Origin of the sequence: Plantactinospora sp. WMMB782 (assembly GCF_049179135.1) — a bacterium.
Classification (GTDB): Bacteria; Actinomycetota; Actinomycetes; order Mycobacteriales; family Micromonosporaceae; genus Plantactinospora.
The window spans coordinates 7,121,851-7,138,232 of the sequence record NZ_JBMHMC010000007.1; the positions used below are offsets into that span (position 1 = coordinate 7,121,851).

A 16,382-nucleotide genomic window follows, 5' to 3' on the forward strand; every position below is an offset into this window, starting at 1 on the left:
CGTGGGCTGAGCGCCTTTCGATAAGACGTCGTCGGCATGGGTTGGCAGCCTGCGTCGTCCGTCAACCACGCCCGCCCCCGGTCGGCGCGGGTCACACGGTTCAGGGGCAAGCTTTCGGGGACCGGCGCAGCCATGGCTTCTGCCGGGCTCCGAGACCCTTCGAGCTGAGGGAGGCCTCCGAGCGGTGTCCGTTTCGGCAACCGTCAACCGACGGGCTCGGCCTGACGCAGGCGGAGAAGACTGACTTGGCGTCGATTCCGCCTGTCAGCGACGACATGCAGTCCCTGCTCGCGGGCCTCTTCGTCCGGGGTCGCCTGCGTTTCGCCGGACAAGCGATGGGGCTGGGGAACTGGTGGTACGACCCGCTGGATCGCCCGGATCTGTCGGAGCCGGTGAGGGGTGATTCTCGGCGGCTGTGGGGTGCCGGCGACGACTGGCAGTTGCTTTGGGAGCAGTACCCCTACCCGGGCGATGTCGTGGCTTCGCTCACGGATCCGTTCGCGGGGATGGCGGGCGTGACGGCCGATGGCGACGATCCCTTCTACAGCGTTGCGTTGGGAAGCGCATGTCTGGCGCTGGCTCCGTGGTCAGCGCGCCGGACGCGGCGCGGACGGCAGAGTGCGGCCTGATCGCGCTGTGGATCGACGACGGCGCAGGTCGCGTCGGTCCGATCGGGTGGAGCGGCCCCGGGCCGGGTCCTGTGGGCGAGCGGCCCGGTGCCGGGGAGCTCGAGTGTCAAGGAGCTGACAGTTGGCCCGTATCGAGTGTAATGGTGATGTTCAGTAGTGCCGTGCCTGCGCAACGCCATCAGTTGATCATGGTGCGATTCGTCACTTGGACGAACTCGCCAAGCGGTACCTGTCGCATCCAGCTCCTATGCTCGCCGGACGGCAGCGCGCCCCGCCCGTACACTGCGGGCAGCAGCGCGTTCCCGGGATGCGGCGGGGAAGGGGATGCGGGTGCGGCCGGACAGTTCTGAGGTTGATGACGACGAACGTCCCGCTGACGGTCTCGACCTGTGGCAGCTCGCCGGTCTCCCCGGCGGACTGCTGCAGGCCAGCTATCTGACCAGCCGGTTCGCGGCGCAGTACCGGCTGATCGTGGACGTGCTGCTGGCCGAACAGGAACACACGCTGACCGGCGTCGCCGCCACCGCCCTGCCCGAGCTCTTACGCCGGCGCCTGCAGCACCTCGGCGCTGACCCAGCCCTGCTCGACGACCCCGGCTTCCGGCTCAAGGAGCGGATGACCCGGCTCGAACGTTGGGGTGTCGTCTACACGTTCCAGGACAAAGCTGTCCGTGACGCCGAATTCGTCCTCGACCGCGACCGGTACCAGCTGACCGAGACGGTCGCCCAGCTGCACCGGGCGATTACCTCCCTCGGTGACGACACCGCGGCCGAAGCCGCCGCCACCCTCGCCCCCGGCATCCTGACCGCTAACCTGAACCTGCTGCACGATTGCGCCCGCACCGACCCGGCCGCAGCCGCCGCCGCGTGGTCGGTGATCGCCACAACCCACCAGTCGATGGTGAAAGCCGCCGCCAGCTGGCAGGCGCGCCTCGCCGGAGCTCTGGCCGGCGCCCCGACACCGGAAAAGATCACCACCGTGCAGGAAACCCTGCGCCGCTACGTCGACATGTGGGGCGCCGGCATCGATACCCACTCCGAGACGATCACCACCCGCGCCGGGAAACTCGCCCTGCTGCCTGCCGACGTGTGGCGGCGTATCGCCGTGCACACCCTCGGCGCCAACGCCGATGACCCGGCCATCGACGCCCTGGTCGACACCCACCAGCACACGCTGCAAACGCTGCGGCGTTGGTTCGACGGCCCGGACTGCCAGGCCCGTAAACTACGCCGGCAGATGCGCGACACGATCGGGCCGCTGCTGCGCGGGCAGCGCACTCTCGCGGCGGTCGGCGGCCACGTCTCCCGGCGCGCTGAACTGCTCGATTTGGCGGCACGCCTGGAATCGGCCGCCGACGATGACGCCGCGTGGCGCCTGTGGTGCGCCGCGACCGGCCTGTTCGCTGCCCGGCACCTGCCCGGTGAAACGAACCCGCCGGCCGGCAGCGCCGGCGCCGTGTCGTTCTGGGACGCCGACCCGGTCCCGATCGAAGCGCGGCTGCGGAAACAAGGCCCCAAAGCCGTGACCGGCACCGCCGCCCGGCTCACTGACCGCACCGGCGCCAAACGCGCCGCCCGGGAACGCGCCGCCCGCATGGCCGCGCAAGCCGCGCTCACCGAAACCGGAATCCTCGCCCGGTCCGGGCAGCGGCTGTCGCAATGGCGCAACGTGAGCGTCGACGAGCTGCAGATGCTGCTGGTCCTGCTCGGCACGATCGCCGCCGCCCGCCCCGACCAGGCCGGCACCAGGTCGGCGACCACCGGCGACACCCGCTGGCAGCTGCACGCCGATCCACCGCCGGACGGCGCCCCCGCCGCGATTGTGCACACTCCTGACGGGCGCCTGGTCCATCCCGACATCGCCCTGCACATAACCCCGGCCGCGAGCCGCCCGTGAACACCGCGACCTCCGCCATCGAGAAGGAAGCCCAGCAGGCCTTCCTCGGCCTGCTTGCCCAACCGCTGATCACCCCGGCCACCAACCGAATCCTGCACCGGCACGTGCTACGCCACCAACGCCAGATCACCGACCATGCCCGCCGCGCCGGCTACCGCATTCAGCGCGTGGACCGCGCCGTCCGGCTGATCCGAGTACCCGTCGGCGGAAAGGTCACCGCCCCACCACGCCCCACCGGCGCGCACGGCCGACGGCTGCTGGCACTGGCCTGCTGCCTGGCCGCATGCTGCGAAGAAGTCTCGACCACCGTCACCCTGCAACAGCTGTCCGACATGGTCCGCGACCTGACCGGCGCTCCAGGCACCCCAGTGACCGCATACGACCCGGAACAGAAACCGCAACGGCGGCTGCTGCGCGACGCCGCGACCCTGCTCGCCGACTGGGGAGTGCTACGCCGCCGCACCAGCGACGAGATGCTGCTCGACTGGACCGAAGACGGCGCTGGGCCCGGCGCCGGCTACGACGTCGACCGTGACGCCCTGCTGCTGATGACCAGCCCCGACGTCCTGGCCGCCGCCCTGCACTCACCCGAGGCTGATGCCGAGCAGCTCGCCGCGACCCGCACCGTGCGGCAATTACGGGCCTTGCTGGAAACCCCCGCCGTCGTCTACGCCGACCTCGACGAACACGACGCCGATGCGCTACGCAAAGCCCGCGGTCTGCGCACCGCAGATCTGACGCAGATGACCGGCGGCACGGTCGAAGCCCGCGCCGAAGGGCTCCTGCTCGCCCTACCCGACGACCCGGACCGGCAGCCGAGCGTCGCTGACTGGCCGCGCGCCCGCGCCGCGGACTGGGTTGCCCTGCTGATGGCCGACCTCGCCGGCCGCCACGGCACCCGCGCCCCCACCGGCACCGTCCGGCTGAGCAGGACACAGGTCGATGAAGTCGTCGACGACCTCGTCGCATGGCGCGGCGACTACATGTCCAAGGACCAGAAGACCGTGCCCGGCACCGTCCGCAGCGACGCCGAAACGATCCTGACCGAACTCGGCCTGCTCCAGGTCGACCCGGACGGCTCGTGGATGTTGTCACCGGTCGCCGGCCGCTACCGCGACCCCGACATCACCCTGATCGATCCGACGGAGCCAACCCGGTGACGACGCTCGACCTGCCCGCACCGGGGCCGGCCGCCACCGACGAGCAACTGGCCGCCTGGCGAGACGCCGTGACTACCGCCGGGCTGCCCGACCCGTCCCGCTCCCGCTGGCAGGTCCTGCGCGCCGGCGTGATCGGCCTGTGGGAATTCGACGTCGCCGAATACTGGTTCGCCGACGGCCGCGCCCAGTTCGTCGGCCAGAACCAGTCCGGCAAGTCCACCATGATGGCCTTGACCACGCTGCTCATGCTCGCCGGCAGCCTCGACCGCAAGTACGTCGACACGTTCGGCGACTCCGAGAAGGAATACCGGTACTACGTCGAACCCGTCACCGACGACCGAGACCGGCGCGACGCCTCCACCTCAACCAATCGCGGCTGGGCCTGGGTCGAATACGGCCGCATAGGCCCGCTCGGCACCCCCGAATTCGTCACCACCATGCTTTACACCCAGACCAAACGCGGCGTGAAGCAGATGACCCGCGCCTGGGTCGTCTGCCACGGCACCGCCCGCGTCCGCGACGGCCTGGACCTGGCCGTCGGACAGTCGGTTACCGAACCCAAGGAACTCGAGGGCATCGCCGGGGTCACCGTCTACCCGAAGGGCTCCGACTACACCGAGCGGCTCGCCACCGACCTGTTCGGCTTCGACGACACCGAACGCTACGCGACCGTGATCGAGATGCTGAAGGTGCTGCGCACCCCACACCTCGGACAGAAACTCGACCCGGCCTGGTTCACCTCCCAGATCCGTTCCGCGCTGCCCCCGGTCGCCAATAGCGAGGTGACCGAACTCGCCAACGGCTGGCAGGAACTCGAACAACTCGCGCGCGACCGTGACCACGCCGACGAAGCCCGCAAAGCGATCACCGTCTACCTCAACCGGGCCTGGCGGCCCTGGGCCGACGCTGTCCTGCGCCTGCACGCCGACACACTGATCGCCGCCGACACCTCGTTCGTCAAAGCCGGCGACGACGCCACCGCAGCGGAAACGACGCTCAAGCAAGCCCGCGCCTGCCTCAACGACGAAGCTCAGAGGGTGGTTCGGTAGGTTTCGTCCATTGTGGGTTAGGGTCGGCGTGTGAATGTGAGTCGTGGTCGTAACCGGTGACGTGGTGGCCGCGTTGGGCTGATCATGGGTGAGCGTGCGGCGTATCCGAGTGACCTGACCGATGATCAGTGGGCGGTGGTCGGACCGTTCCTGCAGGCGTGGAAGGACCGGCATCCGTCGGTGTCGGGGCATCAGGGCCGTTACGAGTTGCGGGAGATCGTGAACGCGATCTTCTACCAGAACCGGACCGGGTGCCAGTGGGCGTATCTGCCGCACGACCTGCCGCCGAAATCCGCAACCTACTACTACTTCGCGTTGTGGCGGGATGACGGCACCGACCAGATGATCCATGATCTGCTGCGCTGCCAGGCCAGGGAGAAGGCCGGCCGGGCGGAGGATCCGACCGCGGTGGTGCTGGACACCCAGTCGATCCGGGCGGCCAACCACGTCCCGGCCGCGACGACCGGCAAGGACGCGGCGAAGAAGGTCCCGGGCCGCAAGCGGGGCCTGGCGGTGGATGCCCTGGGGTTGATCATCGCGGTGGTGGTCACCGCCGCGTCGGTCACCGACAACGCGATCGGCGTGCGCCTGCTGGACAACGTGGTGGCGCACACCCCGACGGTGACCAAGGCGTGGGTCGACGCCGGGTTCAAAGACGACGTGCAGATCCACGGCGCCATCCGGGGTATCGACGTCGAGCAGGTCCTTCGGTCCGACACGACGGCGGGGTTCGTGGCGGTGAAGCGCCGGTGGGTGGTCGAGCAGACCCACGGCACCCTGATGCTGCACCGCCGTCTGGTCCGCGAGTACGAAAGCCGACCAGCCTCCGCGGTGTCCCGTACCTGGTGGGCGTCCACGGCGAACCTCATCCGCCGGTTGACCGGCACCACCACCACGTCCTGGCGCGACCAACGGTGACCCCGCCGACGCTGCTGACCCTGCTCACCGAACGCGAAACCGCCGCCGGCCTCGTCGTCGAGCGGCTCCGCGCCCAGATCGCCTCCCTGACCGAGCAGCTCACCGCAGCCGAGACCGAGGTGACCGAACTCGCCATCACCCGCAAGACGCTCCTGAGCCTCGGCGGCCCACTCGACGCGGCGGCACCTACCGACCCGACCGTCGCCAGCCCCGCCTACCAGCAGATCCTCGCCGTGTTCCACGCCGCCACCGCGCCGATGCGCGCCAAGGACATCTGCCACGCCCTCGGCACCGGCACCGCCGCGAAGGACACCGAAGGACTACGCGCCAAACTCAAGCGGCTCGTCGCCCGCCAAATCCTCACCGAACCCGAGGCCGGCCTGTTCGTCCTCGCCCCGCCGACGACCTCCGCGTAACCCCCACCACCAGGACCTCTAACGAACGGTCAAACCCACATCGGACATAGGCTCCCGAACCACCCTCTCAGAACACCATCGACCTAGAGAAGGCCCTCGGGCGCACCCGCGCCGAACTAATGCAACTGCTGCGCTCATCGGCTTACACCACCGCCGTCGAGCGCGCCACCGACGCCAAACGCCTGCGCGCTGAGGCCAACGCCGCGGCTGAGCGCGCCCGCAAGGCGACCGCCCAGTTGGCCACCACCCGTGGCGACCTGGAGAAGGCCATCGGCCGCCGCGACAAGGCGGCGGACGAGCTCACGATCGCGCAACAGGAGGTCGAGACCGCCGGCGGGCACGCCGTCGAGGCCGCCACCGCCGCAGGGTTCGGCGAGCACGCACCGGCCTGGGCAGCCGCCGGAGACGTCGACCGGTTCGACGTCGCGATCACCAACCGCCGCGGGCAAGTCGCTGCACTGCGCAAACTCATCCGCGCCGCCAGCACTGCCGCTGCGACCTGGAACACCCTTGACGACCTGGCGCAAAAGGCGGAAACCGAACTCACCATCCGTACGGACGCCGCCACCGCCACCGAAAACGCCCTGCGCCAAGCCGTACAGACGTTGTCGGACGACCTGGAACGCTGGGCATCGGCCCTCGACGAATGGGCACCACCGACCGAGACCCGCACCCAGTGGGTCACTGCGGTCACCGACCAGACCCGCGCCGACCGGCCACGGGAACTACTCACCGCCCTGCTGACCCGCCAATGGCTGGACCCGGTCACCTCACCGCTGATCACCCGCGCCGCCGACCTGCGCGCCGGCGCGAGAACCGCCACCACACAAGCAACCGCGGTGGACGCCGAAGCCGACCACCTCGCCGCCGCCGGCGACCCCATCCCCGACCCGCCAGCGCGCTGGACCCGCCGGACACGTCCCGCCTTCCCGACAGCGGCAGGCGCCCCGCTGTGGCGACTGCTCGACCCGGTCGACGGTCTCGACCCCGCCGTCCTCGACCATGTCGAGGCGGCCCTGGCCGCCGCGGGCCTGCTCGACACATGGGTCACCACCGACGGCACCTTCAGCCCCGAGCACGGTGACGACGCCGTCATCACCACCGGCACCCTCCCTGCCGCGACAACCTCACTGGCCGCCGTGCTGCAGCCCGCCGAAGACGCCGCCACCCTCACCGACGCTGTCACGAAGATCCTCAACGGCATCGGCTACACCACCGACGGCCCGCTCACGGCGACCGTGTGCCTCGCCGCCGACGGACGCTGGCGAACCACCGCCGCAGCCGGCCGGGCAGCCCCCGCCGAACACGGCGCTGAACTGATCGGCACCGCCGCCCGCGCCGCGACCCGCCGCCGCAACATCGCCGACCTACGCGCGCAAGCAACCGCGTTCCGTGACGAAGCGCAGCGCCTCATCGGCGAAGCCGACACCGTCAGCACCCAGGTCACGAACCTGCGCACCAGCGCCAAGCAGGCACCGACCGACGCCGACGTCGTCGCCGCTGCCGCCGCTCACACCGCCGCGACCGGCGAAGCCGAGAAAGCCGGCACCGCCTACCGCGACGCTCGCGGCCGAGAAGAGCAGGCGCGCACCCTCTCGGAGGAGAAGGCAGCAGAGGTCATCCGGTACGGCGTCGATAACCAGCTCCCCACCAGCGAGGAGCATCTCGACACCCTCGCCGCAGACCTCGACAGGACCGCCGCCGCCGCCGGCTCCCTGCGGCTGGCACTGCGCGGGCTTAAAGCCGCCACTGCCGCCGCCACGGATGCTGCCGAACGGCTCACCACCGAACAAGGCCGGGTCACCGCCGCCGTCACCCTCACCGAAGGTGAAGCGGCAGCCGCCGAGCTGGCCGACACGAACGCGACCCTGGCCGAGCAGTCCGTGGACGCCGACGCGCAACAGCTATTCGCCCAGGCCGAGGAACTTGAACGAAAAGTCGAGGAATACGGTCCGTCGATCTCGGCCAGTCGACGCGAAGGCTTGGCCCGCTCCAAACAGGCGGGTGAAGCCGAGAACGCCTGGAAGGGCGCCTGCAAGGACCACACGGTGGCCGGTGAACACCGCGACGTCGCGGCTGCCGCCTGGTGGACACCTGTTGACGCCGGCCTCACTGCCGCTCGTAACCTGCCCGCCCCGGACAGCCGTGATTTGCCGGCCGCGCTCGCTCACGCCCGTACCGCCACCGAGCGGCTGCGTCCGCCGATGTGGCCCGACCGGCTCGACGACAAGGCCAAACGCGTTGAAGCCGCACTCTCGCGCATGCTCGGCAGCTCCCTGATCGAGCTGCGTACCGTCCTCGAAGCCCACGGCGGCCGCTCGATCATCATCACCGAAGCCGACGACCAGCACCCCCTGCCGTCGGTCACCTTGATCGTCGATGCCTCCGGCACCTCGCTCGACCCAGCTGAAGCCATCCTGCACCTGCAAGAGCTGGTCGACGACCTGTCGCGTACCCACGACGAGAAGCTCCACCAGATGTACACCGAACTTCTTTCCTCCACCTTCATCGACCACCTCGCCGACCGGATGAAGAAGGTCATCACGCTGCTCGCGGTTGTCAACGAGGTTCTGGAGAAACATCCGACCGGCGCCAACAAGACCACGCTGCGGCTACGCCGCGTCCCCGCCGAAGGACAAGCGCCCGGCTTCAAGATCCTCAAAGCACTCCTGGACGGCACTATCGAATCCGACGCCGCCCAGCAACAGATCCAACTGTTACTCGGCGCCCGTCTGCGCGAGGCCCAGGAAGCCGGCCTCGTTGGCACCGAAGACTGGACCGACCGCCTCGCCGAACTGCTCGACTACCGTGCCTGGTTCGACGTCGTCGCCCAATACAAAGTCGGCGACAGCGACGACGACGAGAACCGGTGGAAAGACCTGACCAGGAAAGTCCACGGCGTCGATTCCGGCGGCGGCAAAGTCGTCACCCTGCTGCAGCCGCTGCTGGCGACCCTGGTCGCCCTGTATTCCGAATCTCCAGAAGCACCCCGGCCGCTCTGGCTCGACGAAGCCTTCGAGGGCGTCGACCCCGGCAACCGCGCCACGATGATGCGGATGCTCACCGACTTCGACCTCGACTTCCTGCTCGCCGGACCCGCACCGCTTGTCGCCGTCGCGCAAGTCCCCGCCGCCGCAGTTTGGGTCATCACCCGAGCACCCGCACCCATTCCCGGCGTCGACCTGTCCCTGATGCTGTGGGCCGGGCACACCCTTGAACAGATCCCCGTCGGGGATTACGCCACCCGGCTGCTCACCCCACGCCGCAGCGCCGAAGATCTCGGCCCTGACTTGTTCGCCACGATGCTCACTGACCCGGCACCGGTCGAGCCACCGCACACCAACGGCGCCCACCACACCGGCACCGAGGAAACATCGGACGCGGCTGGCATTGACGAAAGCGAGCCCGCATGAGCGCGGCAACCGACCGCTGGGCCGCCCAGCCCGGCCCGCACAAGGTCCTTACCGCGGTCCGGGAACTGCTGCAGGAACGCCGCACCGGCAACGGCGTCACCGTTCGCGTCGAGCTCACCGCCACCGAGCGAGCCCAAATGGCCCGCTATCTTGGCGTGGCGTGGGACACATCCGGCCAGCCCGTAACCCTCGGCAAACTCCGCACTGCCCTCACCCGGACCGGCGACGACCTGCTCGACCTGCTGACCCGCACTGGCGGCGCCATCGACGACGTCCGCGGCCGCCGCGAACAAGCCGCCGCCCGCACCGCAGCCACCATCGACGCCGCCTACACCAGCCTCACCATCACAGGCCTTCCCGACCACGCCGTACAGCTTGCCCGCAGACGCCGCTGGCCCGGCACCGACCCCGCCACCGCCACCCGCCGCTCCGACGACCTGCAACACTTGTGGCACGCCCTGCCCGGCACCAGCCGACCCCTCGCTGAAATCGCCAACACCCTCTACGGCGACCCGCACCGTCTCGACCGCGACCACGACCTCGGTCGCACCGCCGCTCGCCTGCTCGCGGCCGCCTCTGCCACCGCGGACAACGCCGCCTCCGCCGCCGACACCGCGCTGACCGCCGATCGTTGGCGGCACGTGTGGGCCGAGCACGGGATCAGCTGCGACGAGGTCTCCGCCACCGTCCTGGTCCTCAACCTCACCCTGACCGGGAAAGCCCCAGCAATCCGGATCGCGGGCGCTGCAGCCGAACACGGCGAACCGGTATGGCTGACCAGCCGCAGCCTGCGCGGAGGCTGGGCACCTGCACCCGCGCTGACCGTCGTGCGCGTCTGCGAGAACCCCGCCGTCGCCGAGGCCGCCGCCGAACAACTCGGCACCACCTCCCTGCCGCTGGTGTGCATCTACGGACGACCCTCCTCGGCAGCATGGACACTGCTGCGCGGCCTCGCCGCCGCCGGCGTCCAACTACGGGTCACCGCTGACCGCGACACCGCAGGCCGCAGCTTCCTTAGCGAAATGCTCGCACTGCCTGGCGCCACCGAATGGCTCCCCGACGCCGACGGCCTGTATGAGGAAGCCCGACTTCGAGCCCTCATCACCGACCTCAGCCCGGCCAGCCATGCCGTATACGAAGATGCCGCCACCACCTATCCGAACAGTCCGCGATCACGGCTGGAGGGCTCGACGGGGTAGCTCCAGCACTGTCTCTCCACTGGTCGTCGTGAAGGAGTACAAGTATCAGGCCGAACACGAACCATTTTCCCATTTCTGATGGCTGTGGACTTTGATGTCCTGCTGGCGTAAGCCGCACCCGGACCCCGTTCGACCGCGTAGTGCTTGCCTGAGCGGTCGGACTCGACGGTTCAGCGGCTCAAGCGGGGCAAACTTGACTTCCCGGGGGTTAAGCAGCGACTCGTCCGAGGCGCACGAAGCGATCTGTTCTGGTGGTTGGCGAGAAGGTCTCCGTCTGGACTGAAGACGCAGGCGTGGATCTCATCGGTGTGGCTGCGAAGCGTGGCCACCTGTACCGGCCGGGTCGGTTGGGTGATGTTCCATGGTCGGATCGTCCGATTCGCACCGGCAGTCGTCACCGTCTTGCCGTTCGGGCTGACTGGCCGTTAGGACGTGGTGAATCCTCGAAAGGGTGAGCGTCGGCGTGGTCGCCAGCGCGCTCGCGCCCGCCCTAGTAGACTCGGCTGCCCTCGAATCGCCGTTTAGTCCAAGTTGGGAATGCCGTGCGCCTGACCAAGCTTCGGGTTAAGAACTTTCAATGCTTCGGGCCCAAGCCCACCACGCTCGATATCGATGACATCAGCTACCTGCTAGGGCCCAACGGCTCTGGCAAGACGAGCGCACTCACGGCGCTCGCGAGGATGTTCGCGGCTGAGCTCCCCATGCGCAAAATTCAGCCCGACGACTTCCACGTAGCGATCGGGACGAGCGGGACCGTCGCCGAGCGCGAACTCTGGATCGAGGTGGAGTTCTCGTTCCCTGAGTTGGGCGATGACGAAGCTGAGAAGCTTGCCGTACCCGACTTCTTTGGCCACATGCAGCTTCAAGGGGCGCACGAAGTACCCAAGACCCGAATCCGTCTCACGGCCGCGATTGATGACCTGAACGAGGTCGACGAGCGAATCGAGTTCGTGACCAGCATCGATCCGGCTACCGATGAACCCGTGACCGTCAGCCAGATGGGGAAGTACGACCGGAGTTTGATTCAGGTGCACTACTTGCCGGCGCGGAGAGATCCAGCCGATCACATCGCTTACACCAGCGGGGCGATGCTTGGAAAACTCATGCGCTCGATCGACTGGAGTGCACAACACGCCGCCATCGAGGAATTGGGTCGCCAGATGAGCAGCTGTCTTGGATCCAACGTCGCAGTGGCCGCGTTCGGCAGCCACATGACGCAGGCGTGGGCACGTCTTCATGCCGGGACCTACTTTCAGACGCCGCAGACCGAATTCACGAGGGCGGATATCAACAGCGTTCTGCGGCATTTCAACATCACATTCGACCCTGCGCCAGGTGGTGGCCCTGTGGACTGGACCCGGCTCAGCGACGGACAACAATCCCTGCTGTACCTGACGCTGGTCGTAGCGCTCCACCGAATCGGCCGTGAGGTTCGTGCCGGACAGACGCTGTACATCGACACCGCCAAGCTGCGGCCTGCGTCGTTCACGCTGATAGCGCTGGAGGAGCCGGAGAACAGCCTCTCGCCGCACTATCTCGGACGAGTTACCAAGCTACTCACTGAATTCGCGTCACAATCAGACGCACAAGTCGTTGTGGCAACCCATTCGCCCTCGGTAGTCCGCAGGGTCACCCCAAGCGCCATTAGGCACCTGCGCCTCAATGAAGACCGCTGCACCGTGATCTCGACAATTGAGCTGCCACCGGAGAGCCACGAAGCCTACAAGTTCGTCCGGGAGGCTGTCGAGGCATTCCCGGAGCTCTACTTCGCACGTTTGGTCATTCTAGGCGAAGGCGACAGCGAGCAGATCGTCATCCCACCACTTCTCGAAGCGGCGGGGCTCACCACCGATCTGAACTCGATCTCGGTTGTCCCGCTCGGTGGTAGGCACGTGAACCACTTCTGGCGGCTGCTGAACCGCCTTGGCATACCACACGTCACGCTACTCGACCTGGATGTCGCTCGGTACCAAGCAGGCTGGGGCCGCCTAAGATACGCCTACACACAGCTGCTGGAGCACGCAGCCCCCGAGACCCCCAGCACGATCACGAATGACAAGATTGATTCGCTGCCCAAATGGGACGACCCGGCACACCTGATCCGCGACGAAGGAAGCACAGAAATCACCGCCTTGGAGAGCTACGGGGTCTTCTATTCCACGCCGCTTGACCTCGACTTCGCGATGCTGTCGGCCTTCCCAGATGCCTACGGCCTCGATCAGGATGCCATTGGCCCGCCAGATGACGACACCCTGAGAGCAGTCCTCGGCAAAGCCCGGAAACTGGAAGCCCAGTACACTTCTGATGAAGCCAGCCAGTTCGCCAACTATCAGCGACTCTTCATCAACGGAAGCAAACCCGCAGAGCACTTGTCGGCCTTGTCAAAGCTCGCCGCTGCTCAGCTTGAAACCGGCATGCCTGACACCATCAAGCGCATGATCAGCGCAGTCGAGGCCAAGCTCAGGGAGCTTCCCGAATGACGCCAGCCGAATGGACACCATCGCCTGGGATCGAGCTAGAACCCAACGCGGACATTGCCTGTAGGACCACCGACCGAAGTATGGCGGTCACCGCTGGCCCGGGTACGGGAAAATCGGAGCTGCTCGCCCAACGGGCAAGCTTCCTCCTCGAGACCGGACTATGTCCGTTGCCCAAAAGGATCCTGGCAATATCCTTCAAGGTCGACGCCGCCGCCAACCTACGCGACAGGGTACGGCGGCGAGTCAGACCCGAATTGGCAAGGCGTTTCGACAGCTACACTTTCCACGCATTCTCGATGAGGCTCATACGGCGTTTCAGGCTCGCCCTCTCGGGAATCAACGCCCTTGAACCAGACTTCACGGTTGGGCCAGACCGGATCAAACACAAGCAGGTTACATATAGCGACTTCCTGCCCCTGGCCAACGAGATCCTTGACAACAGCGAAGCCGTCCTACGTGGACTACGCGAGACGTACAGCTACATCTTCCTGGACGAATTCCAGGACTGCGCCAACAATCAGTACTCCCTGATCACGAAAGCCTTTAAGGGGACGCCAATCCAACTGATTGCCGTCGGCGACACAAAACAACGAATCATGGCCTGGGCCGGAGCGCTTGAGGGAATCTTCCTAACATTCTCCTCTGACTTCGCAGCGATGTCGCTCAACCTTTACCAGAACCGCCGTTCAGCACCACGGCTCCGACGGCTCCAAAACCGGATGGTCATCGACATGGACTCACCCGCCGCCGTACCGGAAGACAGCATCGAAGGCGAAGAAGGAACGATCGACCTTTTCGGGTTTGAAACCGCCGATGATGAGGCCGTCCACCTGACTGAATGGATACAGCAACGTATTGGTGCCGGGATACCGGCGAGCCAGATAGCTGTACTTTTCGCGAAACAGTCAGATCTATATGGTCAGCCGCTCTATTCGGAGCTCGATCGAGCCGGTGTGCCCTACCGCAACGACCAGCAACTTCAAGACTTACTGGCTGAACCACTCTCCAAAGTCCTGCTGGCATTCCTCAGGCTCGCCACGGGCAACCAGAATGCCGCAGCATACGAATTAGTCAACGCCAGCGGTCTCTTCGACGGCGAGGATGAGGAGCGTACCTTTCGGCGCCACCACGCCTGGGAGGAGCGCCTAAAGGCGGCGAGAGCCGTTGTGTTGCAGCGGATAGATGACCCAGAGGTCATCGGCGAACTTGTCACCGGATTTGTTAGCTCGATCGGCGCAAGCATGCTTGCGACACTGAGTTCCCTCTACGACGAGGCGAGACTGAACCATCTCAGCACAGAACTGGCCGGCCGACTTCGAGAGGTCATGATCTCATCAGGCAGCGACCTCGCGGCCGCCGTAGACCGGCTCGGCGACGGCGGGGTAAAGATCATGACCATTCACAAGTCTAAAGGTCTTGAGTTTGAGGCCGTTGTTATACCTGCAGTTGAGAAAGAAATGTTCTGGGGCAAATACGAAGACGAGCGTGCCAACTACTTCGTAGCAGTCTCACGAGCAAAGAGCCACCTCCTGCTGACCTGCGCCAACCACCGCTCTGAACCAAAAGGCGCACCATGGAACTGGTCAACCACCCGTAACCCCGACGTCAGACTGCTCGCCTACGCCCAAGGTCTCGAGGGCGGCTGGCCTAGTGAGTAACGGGAACGCGCCACTTGTGTATCTCCACCGTCGGTGGTGCCAGCGGTGGCTCCGAAGCCCGTTCGCCCTCCGTGTAAAACGATCATGCAGATGGCGGCAATGAACCGAGCCGCACGGGCGTCACTGCGCGCAAAGGTCCCGAACCCTGCCGGTTGGCGAGTCAGCTGCGGCTGCAGCGGTCGCGCAGCTCGGCGATGACGGCCTTCTCGGCCGCATTGATATCCCCATCGATGGCTGCGACCTGCTCGGCGGCGTCGATCACGTCGCTGAGGTCTCCGGTCTCGGCGGCGACACGCCGCCACACCTCTCCCGGGTTGATGTCGATGACGCGAGCGAGGTGCTCGTCGGTGACTTGATGATGCTCACGGACGAGACGGGTCAGCAGCTGAAACAGCAGGGTCTCGTCGTCGGTGATGGTGGCATCGGCGTTGATGACCAGCCACGCGACCCACAGTATGAGCTTCGGGTGCCGGGTGCGCCGGATCAGCGTCTCGACGACCTCGATGACCCTGGCCTCGTTCCGGAACACGCTTCGCGCGTACCGTCCCGCGGCCTTCGTCGTCCACCGGTTGACGACCACCGTGACCGGGATCCCGATCGCGGGAATCCCGAACTTGATCACGTTGCGTTGCAGCAGGTGTTGCCCGACATAGGGAAGCGCCATCGCCGATTCCCGGACCGCACCCGAGTAGTACTTCTTCACGACCTGCCGGACGACACCCGGAACGAACTTCGTCGCACCAGTCCGGGCGACCTCACCGGTCTTGATCGCGAACGCCACCCGGACGAGTTTCCACAGGTCCTCGGGGTCGTCGACGTTCAACGGGATCCGGTAGATGGCGGCGATGTCGTAGGCCAGCCGAATCTGTAGCTGGCTTAGAACCGCCATGTCGACCACGAACGCGGCGGCGCCGGCCGGGATCATGGCTCGGCTCGCGCCCCCACGCGTGCCGATCGTCGCGGCGACGGCGGCCGTGTACGCAGCGGACGACAATCCCCCCTCGATCATCGCGTATCTCGCCGCCAGTTTGATCCGCCGGTCGACGATGCCGTCCGCCGGCATCCCCAGGTACTTGCCCTGGAAATACTCCCAGGTGGCCTTTTCCGTATGCGTGCGCAATGCGCGGGCGCACAGCTTCGCGAACCAGGCACCCGAGTCAAGGTCGTCGACAGTCAGGCCGTCGACGAACTCCCGCATCTCGGCGCGTTCACGTTCAACCGCCTCCTGGGCCGCAGCACCGTCGCCGGCGTCAGCGGGACCGGTCAGCGAATCAGTCACAGCGGGATCCTCCCAGACGGAACAACGACTTTGCCAGATTGCCAGGCGTCGGCAACGCGCGGTCCAGCCAGGGCCAGCCGACGACACCACATCTGCGGCCGTTCCTGAACCACCCTCTTCTACCACGGTCGAGGCGTGTCCCTCACGGAAGTGCGTCACCGTGCTTGAGTAACGAGCGGTCCCACGACGGGCGTATCCCCACCGACTCGCCGAGCGGGCGAACAGCAAGGTGGAGCCGAGGGTGGCCGCCCAAGATGGCGAATATCGAGATCCGCGTAGAACAGA

11 protein-coding genes and 1 pseudogene are annotated in these 16,382 nt (G+C 66.8%); 10 read left to right on the forward strand and 2 right to left on the reverse strand.

Annotated elements, in window-relative coordinates; genetic code table 11:
* Positions 1-245: 245 nt before the first annotated feature.
* From ACN28A_RS33835 to ACN28A_RS33870, 8 genes and pseudogenes are all read left to right on the forward strand, one after another.
* On the forward strand, positions 246-629 hold the full coding sequence (locus tag ACN28A_RS33835) for a hypothetical protein (protein WP_421402448.1): 384 nt from the start codon (positions 246-248) through the stop codon (positions 627-629).
* 324 nt (positions 630-953) lie between these two features.
* Positions 954-2,525 carry a DUF2397 domain-containing protein gene (locus ACN28A_RS33840; RefSeq protein ID WP_421402449.1) on the forward strand — a complete coding sequence of 524 codons (1,572 nt, stop codon included), beginning with the start codon at positions 954-956 and terminating at the stop codon, positions 2,523-2,525.
* On the forward strand, positions 2,522-3,685 hold the full coding sequence (locus ACN28A_RS33845; RefSeq protein WP_421402451.1) for a TIGR02678 family protein: 1,164 nt from the start codon (positions 2,522-2,524) through the stop codon (positions 3,683-3,685). Before ACN28A_RS33840 ends, ACN28A_RS33845 begins: the two co-directional genes overlap by 4 nt.
* Positions 3,682-4,722: pseudogene (locus ACN28A_RS33850) on the forward strand (chemotaxis protein); the annotation flags it as partial. The gene ACN28A_RS33845 and the pseudogene ACN28A_RS33850, both read left to right, overlap by 4 nt.
* Positions 4,723-4,818: 96 nt before the next feature.
* Positions 4,819-5,652: an IS5 family transposase gene (locus ACN28A_RS33855; protein WP_421402453.1), complete on the forward strand. Its 834-nt coding sequence runs from the start codon at positions 4,819-4,821 to the stop codon at positions 5,650-5,652.
* On the forward strand, positions 5,649-6,068 hold the full coding sequence (locus ACN28A_RS33860) for a hypothetical protein (RefSeq protein ID WP_421402455.1): 420 nt from the start codon (positions 5,649-5,651) through the stop codon (positions 6,066-6,068). The genes ACN28A_RS33855 and ACN28A_RS33860 overlap by 4 nt, the downstream gene beginning before the upstream one ends.
* Before the next feature lie 119 nt (positions 6,069-6,187).
* A complete protein-coding gene (locus tag ACN28A_RS33865; RefSeq protein WP_421402457.1) occupies positions 6,188-9,481 on the forward strand; it encodes an SbcC/MukB-like Walker B domain-containing protein in 3,294 nt (1,097 codons plus the stop codon).
* Positions 9,478-10,680, forward strand: a complete 1,203-nt coding sequence (locus ACN28A_RS33870) for a TIGR02679 domain-containing protein (protein WP_421402459.1) — start codon at positions 9,478-9,480, stop codon at positions 10,678-10,680. The genes ACN28A_RS33865 and ACN28A_RS33870 overlap by 4 nt, the downstream gene beginning before the upstream one ends.
* A gap of 170 nt (positions 10,681-10,850) precedes the next feature.
* Here the strand turns inward: ACN28A_RS33870 and ACN28A_RS33875 are convergent, their stop codons facing one another.
* Positions 10,851-11,078, reverse strand: coding sequence for a hypothetical protein (locus ACN28A_RS33875; RefSeq protein ID WP_421402461.1), 228 nt, complete (start codon positions 11,076-11,078; stop codon positions 10,851-10,853).
* A 144-nt stretch (positions 11,079-11,222) separates the two neighbouring features.
* Here ACN28A_RS33875 and ACN28A_RS33880 point away from each other — a divergent pair, with 144 nt between their 5' ends.
* Positions 11,223-13,160, forward strand: a complete 1,938-nt coding sequence (locus tag ACN28A_RS33880) for an ATP-dependent nuclease (protein ID WP_421402463.1) — start codon at positions 11,223-11,225, stop codon at positions 13,158-13,160.
* Complete coding sequence (locus ACN28A_RS33885) at positions 13,157-14,818, forward strand: UvrD-helicase domain-containing protein (RefSeq protein ID WP_421402465.1); 1,662 nt, start codon at positions 13,157-13,159, stop codon at positions 14,816-14,818. The genes ACN28A_RS33880 and ACN28A_RS33885 overlap by 4 nt, the downstream gene beginning before the upstream one ends.
* A 160-nt stretch (positions 14,819-14,978) precedes the next feature.
* Here the strand turns inward: ACN28A_RS33885 and ACN28A_RS33890 are convergent, their stop codons facing one another.
* Entirely contained in the window at positions 14,979-16,097 is a 1,119-nt protein-coding gene (locus ACN28A_RS33890; protein WP_421402467.1) for a hypothetical protein, read from the reverse strand.
* Between the last annotated feature and the right edge of the window lie 285 nt (positions 16,098-16,382).

Excerpts from the sequence above, each read along its gene's own strand:
- ACN28A_RS33870 (WP_421402459.1), top strand. The coding sequence starts at position 9,478 with ATGAGCGCGGCAACCGACCGCTGGGCCGCCCAGCCCGGCCCGCACAAG.
- ACN28A_RS33840 (WP_421402449.1), top strand. The coding sequence starts at position 954 with ATGCGGGTGCGGCCGGACAGTTCTGAGGTTGATGACGACGAACGTCCC.
- ACN28A_RS33865 (WP_421402457.1), top strand. The coding sequence starts at position 6,188 with ATGCAACTGCTGCGCTCATCGGCTTACACCACCGCCGTCGAGCGCGCC.
- ACN28A_RS33885 (WP_421402465.1), top strand. The coding sequence starts at position 13,157 with ATGACGCCAGCCGAATGGACACCATCGCCTGGGATCGAGCTAGAACCC.
- ACN28A_RS33855 (WP_421402453.1), top strand. The coding sequence starts at position 4,819 with ATGGGTGAGCGTGCGGCGTATCCGAGTGACCTGACCGATGATCAGTGG.